We start from the raw sequence: 13,496 nt of genomic DNA, 5'->3' as shown, positions 1-13,496 counted from the left end.
GGAATGATGAAGCCCGTGACCAGCACACCCGTTGCACGACCAGACGAGGTGCGCAGGCACAACCGCACGACCTTGCTCCGGTTGCTGCACGTCAGCGGCCCGAGCACCAGGGCGACGCTGGCCACCGAGCTGGGGCTCAACCGCAGCACCATCAAGACCCTCGTCGACGGCCTCGCGGAAGCGGGGGTCGTCGAGGAGCGGGTCCCGAGGCCGGGACGAGGGGCGGGCCGTCCCTCGCTCCTGGTCCTGCCGCAGCCGCACGCGGCGGTGGTGCTCGCGGTCGATCTCCAGGTCGAACACGTGGCGATCGCGCTCGTCGGGTTCGGCGGCCAGATCCTCGGGCGCAACAGCTGGAACCTGCACGGCCGGACGCGGGAGGCCGACGAGGTGATCACGCACGTGATCGAGTCGACCACCGTCCTGGCGGGCGACCTGGGTGTCCAGCCGATCGCCGCGGGCGTGTCCGTGCCCGGCGTCGTCCGCCGGGCCGACGGGCACGTCCACGAGGCGCCCAACCTGCGCTGGACCGACGTGGCGCTCGGGGAACGGCTCGGCGGTGTGCTGCGTATTCCCGTCCTGGTCGGCAACGACGCCGAACTGGGCGCCATCGCCGAACACCTGCGCGGCGCCGCGCGGGGCTCGTCGGACGCCGTGTACGTCTCCGCCGACGTCGGGGTCGGGGGAGGGATCATCGCGGACGGCTCGTCGCTGCGCGGCGGCGCCGGCTACGTCGGCGAGATCGGGCACATGGCGATCCGGCCGGGCGGCCGTCCCTGCTACTGCGGGTCCAGCGGCTGCTGGGAGACCGAGGTCGGCGAGGCGGCGCTGTGCCGCGCGCTCGAACTGCCCGAGGACACCCCGCGCGGGGCGATCCTGTTCGAACTGCGCGAGCTGGGCCGGGATCCGCACGCGGCCGAGGAGCGGCTGTCGGAGTTCGCGGAATGGCTGACGCTGGGCCTGGTGAACGTCGTCAACCTGCTCGGCCCGCAGCTGGTGGTGCTGGGCGATCTGCTCACCGTGCTGCCGGATTCGGTCGTGAAGTCGGTGGCGGCCGAGGTCCGGCGGCGGAGCCTGGTCAGCCGGGCCGTGGGCGGGACTCAGATCGTGAGCTCCGCTCTCGGGGCGGACGTGAAGCTGCTCGGAGCGGCCGAGGCGGCGTTCGAAATGATTTTGGACACCGTCTAGCTCGCGTTTAGTCCTCTGGATGCGGTACTTGCACACGCAAGGACCGCATCCAGAGGACTAAACGCGTTCTTTCAGGAGGCCGGACAGCAGGGCCACCAGGGCGGCCAGGGACTTCTCCTTCGCGGCTTCGCGGTCTTCGGCGTGCGCGATCATCAGCGCCGCCTCCGCGCAGGCACTCAGCGCCAGCTGCGCCAGCTCCGGGATGGGCGCGTCGATCAGCAGCCCGTCCGCCGCGGCGGACTCCAGGATCTCCGTGATCAGGCCCAGCCCGTACCGGGCCTCCAGCTCACGCCATTCCTGCCAGCCGAGGACGGAGACCGCGTCGGTGAGCGCGATCCGCACCACCTCGGGCCGCAGGCACAGGTCCAGGAACCGGCTCAGCACCCCGAGCGCCCCCGTCCACGGGGCGGCCGCGGCAGCCAGGACGGTCTTCAGCTCCTCGGTGATCTCCGTTTCGATCTGCTCGATCACCGCGCGGAACAGCCCCTGTTTGTCCCCGAAGTGGTGGTACAGCGCGCCGCGGGTGACGCCTGCCGCCCGGACGATCTCGTCGGCGGGAACGGCGGCGTAACCCTGTTCGGCGAACAGTGTCCGCGCCGCCGTGATCAACGCGGCCTGCGTCGACTGCGAGCGTTCGGTCTGGCTACGTCGTGGCGTGGGCACGCAGGAATTCCACCATCATGCCGCTCAGCCGCTCCGGCTGGTCCTCCGGCACGAAGGCGTAGGAGTCCTCGATCGTCTTCAGTTCGGCGTTCGGCAGGACCCCGGCGAGCTTGCGGCCCACCCACAACGGGAAGTGCCGGTCTTCGGGCGTCCAGGCCAGCAGCACGGGCTTGGTGAAGGCGGGGAGCCGCTCGGCGGCGGTCAGGGTGTAGCGGTGGTGGACGCTCGCCAGGAACCGGCGCAGATCGTCGCGGATCTCCGCGCTCCGGCGGCTGGGCAGCAGGTACGCGTCGAGGATGTGGTCCGGCACCGGGTGCTTGGCCAGCCAGAGGAAGTCCGTCGCCTTCAGGAGCCACCGCCAGCGCAGCGCCGCGGTCACCAGCCCGACGCCGCCGGGGATCCGCGCCAGCGGGCTCAGCCCCGCGAACAACGGCGGCAGGAAGCGCTCGAAGCAGTCCGACGGGGTCAGCACGACCCGGCCCACCCGCTCCGGGTTCGTGGTCATGAGCAGTTGCGTCAGCGCGCCGCCGGTGTCGTTCGCGACCACGGTGACGTCGGTCAGGTCGAGCGCTTCGAGGAACCGCGCGATGAGCGCCGCGACCCCGGGCGGGCTCAGCTCGGCGTGGGGGACCGGGATCTCGTGCGAACCCAGCGGCCAGTCCGGGGTCAGGCAGCGGAAGCCGGCGCCGGCGACCGCGGGCGCCACCTTGCGCCAGAGCAGGCCGTTGGTCAGCAGGCCGTGCACGAAGACCACGGGAGGGCCGTCGCCGCGGTCGCGATAGCGGAGGCGGGCGTCGCCGAGATCCACCACGTGTGCTTCGCCGAGCAGGTCGCTGGTCGTCATGGCATCAACATACATGCTGTCTGTATGTTTTTGAAGGACAAAAACAGGGCGGCCGGCTCTCTCCCCGAGGGGAGTAGCCGGCCGCCGGTGGTCGTGGACTGGTGGGCTACCGCTGAATGTCCGCGGACATTTCCTTGAGCTTCGTCTCGTGTGCGCGGGCGTGGTGACCACAGAAGAGCAACTCGCCACCGGTGCTGAGAATGGCTCGAACCTGGGCTGCAGCTCCACACCGGTCGCATCGGTCGGCAGCGGTCAGTTCGGGGCGGGTGAGCGTCGGTGAAGTCATTGGAGTCTCCCTCCGTCCCGGCACCGGTGGCCCGGTGCCATCGATCCAGCTACGACCACTTCGGCACTGATGCCGGCAACGTTCGTTCCCGGCTCCGCCGTGTTCGTGCTTCCACTCTTCCAGACGTTCGGCGGCCCGCAAGTGTTCCCGTGCGGGTGTCTCATTTGTCACTGGTAATTACCTCGGATGCCGTAGCGTAATCACGCAACGTGGGAGAAGACTCCCCGCCGAAGGCTCTTTTCCCACGTCAGGCACCATGCAGGGGTGGGAATCGCAGTCGTCCGGAACCGTGTCGCGAGCGTGCCTGCGCCGGTCTTGTTCGTTCTCAGCGGAATTTCGATGTACGCCGGTGCGGCCGTCGCCGTAGGTCTCTTTTCGGTCGCCTCCCCCGCGGGGGTGGCCTGGCTCCGCTGTCTCGGGGCGGCCGTGGTCCTCCTCGCGTGGCGCAGGCCACCCCGCTCGGCGTGGACCGGCCGCACGTTCCTGCTCGCGGGCGCCTTCGGCGTCGTCACCGCCGGGATGAACGTGCTGTTCTACGAGGCGATCGCGCGGCTGCCGCTGGGCACCGCGGTCGCCCTCGAGTTCGCCGGGCCCGTGGTGGTCGCCGCGTTCGGCTCGCGGACCCGGCGCGACGTCCTCGCGCTGCTGCTGGTGGTGGCCGGGGTGGTCGCCATCGCGGACGTGCGGCTCGAAGGCAGCCTGCTCGGCGTGCTGTTCGCCCTCGGCGCGGCGGCCGCCTGGGCCGGGTACATCCTGCTCGGGAAGCGTGTCGCGGTCGGCGGGAACGGGATCGACGGGCTGGCCGTCGGCTTCGCGGTCGGCACCGTGGTGCTGTCGCCGCTGGCGCTCGGCACCGGGGCGGTGTGGGGTTCGCCACGTTTGCTGCTGCTCGGTGTCGGGGTGGGGGTGCTCTCGACCGTCGTGCCGTACGCGCTCGACCAAGTGGTCCTGCGCAAGGCCGGGCAGGCGCGGTTCGCGCTGCTGCTCGCGTTGCTGCCGGTCACGGCGGGCGTGATCGGCTTCCTCTGGCTCCGTCAGGTCCCGGCCCTGCCCGAGGCCCTCGGCACGCTGGCCGTCGTCGCCGGGGTGGCGCTGCGCTCTCCGGGGAAACGTGATGACTCGGCGCCCCTCTGAGCGGGATACTGAGCGGTCTGTGGCGCTTTCAGCACCGGGAGGACACGTGGCCGAGATCCGGCGGGCGGGCACCGTCGAGGAGGTCGTCGCCGCTCAGCACCTGTTCGACGGCCCCGCGCAACGGGAGGCGTCCGAGAAGTTCCTCGCGGGGGAGGAGAACCACCTCCTCGTCGCCTACGAGGACGGCGAACCGGTGGGGATGATCACCGGTACCGAGGTGACGCATCCGGACAAGGGCACCGAGATGTTCCTCAACGAACTCGACGTCAGCCCCGACTACCAGCGGCGCGGGATCGGCCGTGACCTCGTCGACGCGCTGGCCGGTATCGCGCGGGAGCGCGGCTGCCGTGGGATGTGGGTCGGGGTCGAAACGGACAACCAGGCCGCGCTGGCGACCTACACCTCGGCCGGTGCGTCGAACGACGGGCCGTTCATCATGCAGTCGTGGACGTTCGAAGACTGATGTCGTCCGGAATCGACGGCGACCGGACGGGGCTGTCCGATCGCCGCTGGCTGCCAGGGGGCGAGCACCTCGTCGCCGTCGCGCGGGCCGAACTCCCGCAGCGGGACGGGCTAGCCGGGCCGTTCACCGCGCTGGCCGCCCTCCGCGCGGCGGGTTTCGACGTCGCGGGCCAGGACGAGGTCGCGGCCCTGTCCGGCACCACACACGAAGGCCTTGCGCGGGCGATCGAAACGCTGTCGGGCGGACGGCTCGTCGCCGTGCCCGCCACCGGGAACTGGGCTCCGCATTCGTTGTTCATGCTCCTGGCCGCGCTGTGGCGGCTGCCGAGGGTCGCGTTGATCGCGGAGGTCGACGCGGGCGAATTCGGCGCGCACGACACCCCGGCGCGAGCGCTGCTCGACTATCTCGACACCGGGATCCCGCCGCTGTGGTCGTCGCGCTGGCGTCCGCCCGCCGGGCATCACGTGCTGGCCGCCGGGATGCGGATCGGCGCCGAAGGCACCCTGGTGTCCATTATGGACGGTTATCCGTCCTTGGGGGACAACGGTTTGCACGACCAGCCGGTGGAATGGATGGCCGCGGCGCTGAAGCGGATGCTGGTCGTGGTGGACGACGGCGACACCGAGGCCGCCGCCGCCGCGATCACGACGGCCGGTCTGTGGAGCTGAGTTCGTCCTTCGCGAAGCGGGAATGCTTGCGCCCGTAGAAGAGATAGATCAGCATGCCGAGGCCCAGCCACGCGGCGAACCGCAGCCACGTCATCACGTCGAGGTTCAGCATCAGGTAGAAGCACGCCAGCGCCGCCACGATGGGCAGATACGGCGAGAACGGCACGGTGAACGGGCGTTCCAGGTCCGGCCGTCGTTTGCGCAGCACCGGGACGGCCAGCGCGACGATGATCATCGCCGACAGGGCGCCGATGCTGACCATGTCGGCGAGTTCGGAGATCGGGACGAACGCGGCCAGCGCCGCGATCAGCACCGCGCCGGCGATGGTCATCCGGTGCGGGGTGCCCCAGCGCGGATGCGCCGTGCCGAACTTCTTCGGCAGCAGGCCGTCGCGGCCCATCGCGAAGCCGATCCGGCCGATCGTCACCAGCTCCACCATCATCACCGACGTCAGCCCGGTGACGGCGCCGAGCGAGATCAGCGCGCCCACCCAGTGCTGGCCGACCCGGTCGAAGGCGTCGGCGAGCGGGGCGCCCGCGTCGATCTCGGCGAACGGCACCATCCCGGTCAGCACCAGCGAGACCCCGATGTAGAGCAGCGCGCAGACGCCGAGCGCGCCGAGGATGCCGACCCGCAGATCGCGTTTCGGGTTCACGGTCTCCTCGCCGAGGTTGGCGAGCGCCTCGAAACCGGTGTAGGCGAAGAAGACGACGGCCGCGGCGGTCACCATCCCGGCGATGCCGTAGACGGACTGTTCGAGCCCGAGCACGGCTTGCACGATCGGCTGATGCAGTGTCCCGGCGGTCTCCGTCGGCGGCTGCGCGGCCGGGATGAACGGCGTGAGGTTCTCGCCGCGGATGTAGAACACGCCGACCGCGAGGATCAGCACGCACACCGCGACCTTGACCAGCACGAGCAGATTCGTCACCCGCGCCGACTCCTTGATGCCGAGGACGGCGATCACGGTCAGCACGGCGATGATCACGACCGCGCCTATGTTCACCTTCGCGTCTTCGCCGAACCAGTCGGGGGAGAGCCCCATCAGATTCGCGAGGTAGCCGGACCAGCCGCGGGACACGACGGCCGCGCCGAGGGCGAATTCGAGCAGCAGATCCCAGCCGATGATCCAGGCGAAGGTCTCGCCGAGGGTGGCGAAGGCGTAGGTGTAGGCGCTTCCGGCCGTCGGCACGCTGGAGGCGAGTTCGGCGTAACAGAGGGCGGCCATCCCGGCCACGACCGCGCCGAGCACGAACGACAGCGTCACCGACGGGCCCGCGTGGGTCTTCGCCTCGACCCCGGCGAGGGTGAAGATCCCGGTGCCGATGATGATGCCGACCCCGAACCCGATCAGGTCGCGCCCGTGCAGGCGGCGTTTCAGCTCACCGGAATCCTGCCGTTTCAGGACCTCGTCCACGTCCAGAGTTCGCCGCATGAAGGGTCACGCTAGAAGATCGCCGCCCACCTCGCAGATCGGTGGGAGCGGTCCAGCTGGTCGTGAAACCGCACTCACGTGATCAAAGCCGGAACTCGCGTGATTGAAGCCGGAACTCGCGTGATCAGCGGCGGAACACCGAGTGCGGCGTCCAGTCACGCGAGTCACGTCCCTGATCACGCGAGTTACGCCTTCGCTCACGCCGGCGGTTGGCTCAAACCCGAAACGCCACTCACGACCCGTATCCGGCGGAGGCGAAGGGAGCTTTCGCCGCATCAGACGCGGTGAAGGGAGCCTTCAGCCCACGCGCGACAACAACGGAACCGCCCGGACAGGAAGGGAGCTCAGCCCTCCAGCACGACACCGTTCTCCTGCGCCAGGATCGCCGCCTGCACGCGTGACCGCAGCCCCAGTTTCGTCAGCACCCGGGAGACGTGTGTCTTCACCGTGGTCTCGCCGATGTGCAGCCGCGTCCCGATCTGCGCGTTGGACAGGCCGCCGCCCAGGCACGCCAGCACTTCGCGTTCGCGTTCGGTCAGGTCTTCGAGCCCGGCGGGGACGGCGGAAGGTTCGCGGGTCCCGGCGGCGAACGCGGCGATCAGCTTCCGCGTGACCTGCGGCGCGAGCACTCCTTCGCCCGCCGCGACCAGCTTCACCGCCTCGATCAGCCGCGACGCCTCCACCGACTTCAGCAGGAACCCGGCCGCGCCCGCCCGCAGCGCGGCGTGGACGTACTCGTCGAGATCGAAGGTGGTGAGCACGAGGACCTCGCACAACCCCTCCGCGGTCAGTTCCCGCGTGGCCGCGATGCCGTCGACCCCGGGCATCCGCACGTCCATCAGCACGACGTCCGGCTTCAGCGCCTTCGCCTGGCGGACGGCGATGGCGCCGTCCGCGGCCTCGCCGACCACCTCGATGCCCTCGGCGTTGCCGAGGATCATCATCAGCCCGGCACGGATCGCGCCGTGGTCGTCGGCGACCAGCACCCTGATGTTCCCGTCGCTCAAGACCCCTCCAGAGGCAGTTCGGCGCGGACCAGCCAGCGACCGCCGGACGGCCCGGCGGTGAAGGTGCCGCCCACCGCGGCGGCGCGTTCCCGCATGTTCAGCAGGCCGAGGCCGGTCCCGCCGTCGCCGGAGCGGCCCGGCTGAAGATCGTTGCGCACCTCGACGGTGAGTATGCCGCCGCTCGACCGGATGTCGAGGACGGCCCGCCCGCCGGGAGCGTGTTTCATCGCGTTGGTCAGCGCCTCCTGCGCGATCCGGTACGCGGTGAGGTCGACCGCGGCGGGCAGCTCGGCCGACCGGTCCGGCACCGCGCCGAGCTCGACCGCCAGCCCGCTCGCCCGCGCCGATTCGACCAGTTTGGACAGTTCGGCCAGCCGGGCGGGCGCGGTCGGCTCGATCTCGGTGTCCGCGCGCAGCAGCCCGATCATCGCGCGCATCTCCTCCAGCGCGCTGACACTGTTCTCCCGCACCGATTCCAGCACCTTCCTGGACAGCTTCGGGTCGGCGGTGGCCATCGACAGCGCGGCTTCGGACTGGATCGCGATCGCCGAGAGATGCCCGGCGATGACGTCGTGCAGATCCCGCGCCATCTTCGACCGTTCCCCGGCCACGGCGGCCTTCCGGTCCAGCTCGCCGATCGTGGCCAGCTGGACCGCGTTCGCCCGCTCGTTGTGGGCGATGTCCCGCTGCTGACGGACGTTCGCCGCCCACCACACCGGGGTGACCAGGAACGGCAGGAACGCGAACGCGACGAGGATCGCCGTACGCCACTGTGCGGAGAAGAGGAGCGCCAGGCAGACCGCCGCGAGCGTCCCGACCGCGGCGACGCCGATCATCACCCGGCTGACACGTCGTGAGCCGTACAGCGTCGTCGCGTAGAGGAAGTCGGTGAAGATGACGAAGATCGGCAGCGAGGGACCGAACGCGATGTCCACGGCGAGGACGACGAGCCCGCACAGCAGTCCGAAAGGGACTTTGCGGCGCAGCAGTTGCAGGAGGCACAACACGGTCAGCTCGGTCAGCCGGATCCACAGTGGCGTGTCGTCCTTGCCGTTGAGCAGCACGTGCATCCCGCTGAGATAGACCAGCACGCCGAGGACCCAGGTGCCGAAGGCGATGACGAGGTCCTGTTTCCATTCGGCGAGGTGGTTCAGGCGCGGGACGAACGTGGGCACCGTTCCATCCCAGCACACCGGCACCCGCCACGGGGTCCTACGAACTGATGACGGTGATCTCGTGCCGTACGCCGACGCGGACTCGCCGTCTCCCGGGACAGACTCGGCTCGTGAACAAGATCTGGGACTTCATCGCGGAAAACCCGATGGCGGCCGTGATCGCCGGCGGGGAGATCGGTTTCTGGGTCGCCATCCTCGCCGGCCTCGTGGCCCGCTATCCGCTCAAGCTCAAGCGCACCGGTGTCGCGCTGCTGCTCCTGACCCCGGTGATCGACATCGTCGTGCTAGTCGCGACCGTCATCGATCTGCGCAACGGGGCCACGGCGAACTTCGTGCACGGCCTCGCCGCGGTGTACCTGGGCTTCAGCGTGGTGTTCGGGCATTCGATGATCAAGTGGGCCGACGTGCGGTTCGCGCACCGGTTCGCGGGCGGGCCGCCACCGCCGCCCAAACCGAGGGGCCGGGAGAAGCTGCGCGCCGAATGGCGTGACTGGTTCAAATGCGTGCTGGCCTGCGGGCTGGCCGCCGGGGTGCTGCTCCTGCTGATCGTCATGGCCGGCGGCACCGCACAGGTCGACCCGTTGTGGGGCTGGCTGCCGAGGCTGGGGGTCTTGACCGCCATCTGGTTCGCCACCGGGCCGCTGTGGCAGGAGTTGTCACCCAAGGACAAGGTCGGGGAAGGGGTACGACGATGATCGAACTGCTGGGGATCATCCTGCTGGTGCAGGGCGGCGGCGGGCTGATCAACCGGTTGCTGGGGAGCACGAACCCGAGCTGGTTCGTCCAGCTCCATCTGCTCCCGCCGGGGATGCACGTGGTGGCGAGCGCGCTGATGGTGGCCGCGGGGGTGGGGGTGCTGTTCGCCGAACGCGCCCGCAAGCAGCGCCGCCGGTCAGAGTGAGACGAGCACCTGCAGGACCCCGAGGACGATGGTGACGACCGTCAGCACGACGGTCACCACGGTGAGCCGCGTGACCCGCGCGCTCACCGTGTTCTCGTAGGCGTACCTGGTCTCCTCGTCCATCGCCTCGGCCTGGCGGTCGAGCTGGGCGATGATCCGCTCGACGCCCATGCTGGTGACCAGCCGGCGCTCCAGCGAATCGATCTCGGGCGGCAGCACCGAATGCAGCATTTCGAGGATGTCGTCGAGCGAGCCGCGCAACAGCCGGGTGCGGCTCCCGGTCTTCTTCATCGACGCCAGCCACTGGTCGGCCAGCGCCATCCGGATCAGCACCCGTTCGAGGATGAAGAGCATCCCGTGGTCGAGCCCGCCGATCTCGCTGTCGATGCCGAAATACGGCTCGGCGTCGCCGAACGGGCCGCGCATCAGCCCGGCCTGGTGCTCGACGTACTCGGCGTCCTTGCTGTTGAGGCAGACGATCCCGCCCGCCATCGTGTACGCGGCGACGAACGACCGCGTGCCCCACGACGGGCCGAGGGCGTCCCTGGCGACCTCGCGGGGCACGAACCGCCAGCCCTCGTCGCTGGTCGCCAGCCCGTAGAACGGCCGGGGATCGGCGGCGACCCGCTGGGCGGGCGGATGCCCGTCGTGGGACCGCAGTTCGACGCACCAGCCCTTGCGGCCGAGCCCTTCGGTGAGGCCGCAGCCCTTGGTCAGGTCCTCGAAGACATGGGTGACGGCCTTGAGCAGCGACGGGAACGTCTTCTCGCCGTAGCGGCCGTGCAGCCCTCGTTCCCCGTTCGACGTCTCCCGGCCCTGAAGGCTCTGCAGGATGGCGATGGCGAGGTCGAACTCGGCGGCGGGCCCGTCCGCCGCCGCGCCGGTGATGGTGGTGGCGAGGACCAGCGTCATCGCGTGATAGGCGGGATGCCAGGTGACGACGAGTTCGCACGGCAGACCGGTCTCGCCGACGCGGATCGCGAGCCTGCGTTTGCGCAGTATCCGTCTTCGCGGCGGTGTCGTGTAATTGGCCAGGAAGTTCTCCGCCGCCGTCCACTCGTCGCCGAGTTTCCCGTCGAGGTGGGCCAGCAGGCCGCGGTCCCGTCCGCCGTCCAGCACCTTCCCGGCCTCCCGCTCCGACAGCGGGACCGCCCAGGCGAAGGTGAGGAGAACCGCGGTCATCCGCGGCGCAGCAGGGTGATCAGGTCCCGGCCGAGGTGACGGCGCAGCGGGCCGGAGGCGTTGACCAGTTCGTCGCGGTCGATGTGCTCGTCGGCCGGGCCGAGATCGTCGAGGACGTGGTACGTCCACTCCCACTCGGTGCGCCAGCCCGCTTCGGCCGCGTCGGCGGCGATCTCCGCAGGGTCCAGATAGCGGACCGGGAGCGCCGGGCCGCCGTCGTGCAGCGCCTTGTCGAACTCTTCGCGCGATACCCGGCGTGAACGGACTTCGCCGCCCGCTTCGACACTGTCGAGACTGAACGCGCCCTGCCCGATCGGCGACCGGCTGCAGGCGAGCACCAGCACGCCGCCGGGCGCGGTGATCCCGGCCAGCCGCCGCAGGATCGGGCCGACGTCCGGGGTCGGCACGTGCTGGATGACGTGACTGCACAGCACGAGGTCGTACGGGCCGCCGTCCAGATCCGTGATCGGCGAGACGGCGAAGGAGAACGCGGTGTCCTCGACGACGGTCTCGCGTGCCTTGGCCAGCCTGTCCGGGTCGGGATCCGCGGCGGTGACGTCGGCGGAGAACCGGGCGAGCCAGGGGAGAAGGCGGCCTTCGCCGCAGCCGGCGTCGAGCGCCTTGACCCGTTCGCGTGGGGCGAGGATCTCGGTGAGCCGCTCGGCGACCTTCGCGAGCGCGCGGTCCTCGCTGGCCGTCCAGTAGCCGTCGTAGGGTTCGTGCCGTCGGATGAACACACCGGTGACGTGGTCGCCGGCGTCCGGGTAGCGATAGCCCTCGGTCAGCACAGTCGCGAATATAGCCCGGATTCGCGGTTTCTCCGGTGCTCCGCGCGGGATTACCATGAGTCGTGGCCATCGGGCCTGTCGCGCTGTACGCCGTTGTCGCCGTGGCGCCTTCGGTGCTTTTCTGGTGCGCGCTGAAAGTACCGGCCGGGGTGCGGTGGTGGCGCGCCCGCCGCCGGCCGGAACTCCCGGCGGGGCCGCCCATCGAGAAACTCGCCGCCGATCTCCGCCGGGTGCACCGGCTGGGTGAACTGCCGGAGGGCTTCGACCGGGAGATCGAACGGCTGCGCGTCGAGGAATCCCTGGCCGAGCGCGGGCTTTCCGTGTCCTGACACGGTTTGTATCGAACGTATGCGCGCGGGCGGAAGGCTCGCGGACATGAAGAGGCTGGGACTTCTCGCTTCACTCCTGCTGGTGTTCGCGCTCCTCCCGGGCGTGGCCTCCGCCGCGGCCGCCTTCCCGAAGATGGACGCGGCCACGGTCGACGGTTTCCGCTGGACCTCCGGTTCGACCTTCGGCACCTACGGCGCCCGGATCGCCGCGCTGGAGAAACACCTCCCGGCCCGCGGGTTGCCGGAGATCCTGTCGTCGGCGAACCGGAAGGCGCGGCCGTTGTGCCACGCGACCCATCTCGCGACGGCGCTGAAACCGGCGGGCTTCTGCTGGGAAGACGCCAACGACGACAAGACCAACGACTGGATCCCTCAGGGCCTGACCGGTTCCGGCGACGCGGACGCGGCGACCGGGAAGGTCGGCGGTAAACGGGTGGTGGCGACGTCCTGGCACACCCCCGGCGACACCATGGTCCGTCTGTCCTTTGTGGACGCGACCGGGCTGGGCTACCGGCACGTGCTGCTCGTCGAACCGACGTCGGACGACAACTTCGCCGTCGTGCAAGGACATGGCCACGGCATGACCTGGATCGGCAACCGGCTGTTCGTCGCGACCACCGGGGGCGTGGTGCGGGTCTTCGACACCACGCACTTCTGGAAGGTCGACGACAGCTCCGGCGTCGTCGGGAAGGGCCCGGACGGCAAGTACCACGCGGCGTTCTACGACTACGCGATGCCGCAGATCGGCGCGTACTGGTACCCCGGCGGCGGTGCCTGCACCAACGCGCCCGGGACGCGGCCGTGTCTGGCGACGATGTCGTTCGACCACAGCGACGGCTCGATCGTGACCGCGGAGCACATCCCGAACGCGGCTGGCGGCCGGGTGCTGCGGTGGCCGTTCGACCGCGCGACCGGGCTGCCCAAGGTGTCGGCCGACGGCACCGTGCACGCGAAGGAAGGCTTCGTGTCGCCGGTGTGGGGCATGCAGGGAGCGGTGTCGCGCAACGGATATTTCGTGCTGACCGGTGTGTGTCCCGAGTACGCCGGGGTGGCGGGCGACCATCCTTCGTGCCTGCACGGCGGGGTCGGCGGCACGTCGACGTCGCGGCTGAGCGGCCGGGCGCCGGTGAACTCGCAGAACCTGTCGTACTGGCCGGCCACGGGGGAGCTGTGGCTGATGAACGAACAGCTGCGGGAGCGGGTGACCGTGCACGTCCCGTGGACCACCCTGACCGGCAGGCCCTGAACCCCGCCCAAGTCCGTGACTCGATAACCGGTTCCGCCGCGAGTCGTCCGTCCGATCACGTGTGTCGTCCCCTCCAACACGTGTGTCGTCCGTTCAATCACGCGAAACCGCCGCCTGCGCACCGGCAGCAGGTGCCTAAGCCACCCCGCCACCCCGATGGCCCGGCGCAGGGCGAGGCGGTACAGACACCAGG

Annotated in this window: 16 protein-coding genes; 8 read left to right on the top strand and 8 right to left on the bottom strand. The window is 70.1% G+C overall.

Annotated features, from left to right (window positions below; genetic code table 11):
* Nucleotides 1–3 precede the first annotated feature (3 nt).
* Entirely contained in the window at nt 4–1,185 is a 1,182-nt protein-coding gene (locus DMC61_RS07600) for an ROK family transcriptional regulator (RefSeq protein WP_063274525.1), read from the top strand.
* Between the two features lie 57 nt (nt 1,186–1,242).
* On the opposite strand, the gene DMC61_RS07595 is transcribed toward DMC61_RS07600, so the two are convergent.
* The 3 genes from DMC61_RS07595 to DMC61_RS41570 all read right to left on the bottom strand — a co-directional run bounded on the left by DMC61_RS07595 (nt 1,243) and on the right by DMC61_RS41570 (nt 2,978).
* Nucleotides 1,243–1,848 (bottom strand): TetR/AcrR family transcriptional regulator, encoded by a 606-nt coding sequence (locus DMC61_RS07595; RefSeq protein WP_125687883.1) that lies wholly within the window; start codon nt 1,846–1,848, stop codon nt 1,243–1,245.
* The gene (locus DMC61_RS07590) at nt 1,829–2,692 is read right to left on the bottom strand and encodes an alpha/beta fold hydrolase (RefSeq protein ID WP_125687881.1); all 864 of its coding nucleotides are present in this window, start codon (nt 2,690–2,692) and stop codon (nt 1,829–1,831) included. Before DMC61_RS07590 ends, DMC61_RS07595 begins: the two co-directional genes overlap by 20 nt.
* 106 nt (nt 2,693–2,798) lie before the next feature.
* Complete coding sequence (locus DMC61_RS41570; protein WP_016332937.1) at nt 2,799–2,978, bottom strand: hypothetical protein; 180 nt, start codon at nt 2,976–2,978, stop codon at nt 2,799–2,801.
* A gap of 339 nt (nt 2,979–3,317) precedes the next feature.
* Here DMC61_RS41570 and DMC61_RS07580 point away from each other — a divergent pair, with 339 nt between their 5' ends.
* From DMC61_RS07580 to DMC61_RS07570, 3 genes are read left to right on the top strand one after another with little or no spacing between them, the layout of a single operon-like run.
* A complete protein-coding gene (locus tag DMC61_RS07580; protein WP_125687879.1) occupies nt 3,318–4,112 on the top strand; it encodes a DMT family transporter in 795 nt (264 codons plus the stop codon).
* A 46-nt stretch (nt 4,113–4,158) separates the two neighbouring features.
* Nucleotides 4,159–4,575, top strand: a complete 417-nt coding sequence (locus tag DMC61_RS07575; protein WP_125687877.1) for a GNAT family N-acetyltransferase — start codon at nt 4,159–4,161, stop codon at nt 4,573–4,575.
* Nucleotides 4,575–5,243, top strand: coding sequence for a hypothetical protein (locus tag DMC61_RS07570; protein WP_125688147.1), 669 nt, complete (start codon nt 4,575–4,577; stop codon nt 5,241–5,243). The genes DMC61_RS07575 and DMC61_RS07570 overlap by 1 nt, the downstream gene beginning before the upstream one ends.
* Here the strand turns inward: DMC61_RS07570 and DMC61_RS07565 are convergent.
* From DMC61_RS07565 to DMC61_RS07555, 3 genes are all read right to left on the bottom strand, one after another.
* Complete coding sequence (locus DMC61_RS07565; RefSeq protein WP_125688145.1) at nt 5,218–6,657, bottom strand: APC family permease; 1,440 nt, start codon at nt 6,655–6,657, stop codon at nt 5,218–5,220. The genes DMC61_RS07570 and DMC61_RS07565 overlap by 26 nt on opposite strands.
* Nucleotides 6,658–7,019: 362 nt before the next feature.
* Complete coding sequence (locus DMC61_RS07560) at nt 7,020–7,682, bottom strand: response regulator transcription factor (RefSeq protein ID WP_016332942.1); 663 nt, start codon at nt 7,680–7,682, stop codon at nt 7,020–7,022.
* Nucleotides 7,679–8,857 (bottom strand): sensor histidine kinase, encoded by a 1,179-nt coding sequence (locus DMC61_RS07555; RefSeq protein WP_125687875.1) that lies wholly within the window; start codon nt 8,855–8,857, stop codon nt 7,679–7,681. Before DMC61_RS07555 ends, DMC61_RS07560 begins: the two co-directional genes overlap by 4 nt.
* Nucleotides 8,858–8,967: 110 nt before the next feature.
* Here DMC61_RS07555 and DMC61_RS07550 point away from each other — a divergent pair, with 110 nt between their 5' ends.
* Nucleotides 8,968–9,552: a hypothetical protein gene (locus DMC61_RS07550; RefSeq protein ID WP_125687873.1), complete on the top strand. Its 585-nt coding sequence runs from the start codon at nt 8,968–8,970 to the stop codon at nt 9,550–9,552.
* A complete protein-coding gene (locus DMC61_RS07545; RefSeq protein ID WP_016332945.1) occupies nt 9,549–9,758 on the top strand; it encodes a hypothetical protein in 210 nt (69 codons plus the stop codon). The genes DMC61_RS07550 and DMC61_RS07545 overlap by 4 nt, the downstream gene beginning before the upstream one ends.
* Here DMC61_RS07545 and DMC61_RS07540 read toward each other — a convergent pair.
* On the bottom strand, nt 9,750–10,940 hold the full coding sequence (locus DMC61_RS07540) for a hypothetical protein (protein ID WP_125687871.1): 1,191 nt from the start codon (nt 10,938–10,940) through the stop codon (nt 9,750–9,752). The genes DMC61_RS07545 and DMC61_RS07540 overlap by 9 nt on opposite strands.
* Nucleotides 10,937–11,728 (bottom strand): bifunctional 2-polyprenyl-6-hydroxyphenol methylase/3-demethylubiquinol 3-O-methyltransferase UbiG, encoded by a 792-nt coding sequence (locus tag DMC61_RS07535; protein ID WP_125687869.1) that lies wholly within the window; start codon nt 11,726–11,728, stop codon nt 10,937–10,939. Before DMC61_RS07535 ends, DMC61_RS07540 begins: the two co-directional genes overlap by 4 nt.
* A 62-nt stretch (nt 11,729–11,790) precedes the next feature.
* On the opposite strand from DMC61_RS07535, the gene DMC61_RS07530 reads away from it, so the two are divergent.
* Nucleotides 11,791–12,057 carry a hypothetical protein gene (locus DMC61_RS07530; protein WP_125687867.1) on the top strand — a complete coding sequence of 89 codons (267 nt, stop codon included), beginning with the start codon at nt 11,791–11,793 and terminating at the stop codon, nt 12,055–12,057.
* A 46-nt stretch (nt 12,058–12,103) separates the two neighbouring features.
* Nucleotides 12,104–13,303, top strand: a complete 1,200-nt coding sequence (locus DMC61_RS07525) for a hypothetical protein (RefSeq protein ID WP_233594726.1) — start codon at nt 12,104–12,106, stop codon at nt 13,301–13,303.
* The last annotated feature ends 193 nt before the right edge of the window (nt 13,304–13,496 follow it).

Source organism: Amycolatopsis sp. WAC 04169, assembly GCF_003947535.1.
Taxonomy (GTDB): domain Bacteria; phylum Actinomycetota; class Actinomycetes; order Mycobacteriales; family Pseudonocardiaceae; genus Amycolatopsis; species Amycolatopsis keratiniphila.
This window is presented reverse-complemented; position numbering and strand designations above follow the sequence as displayed.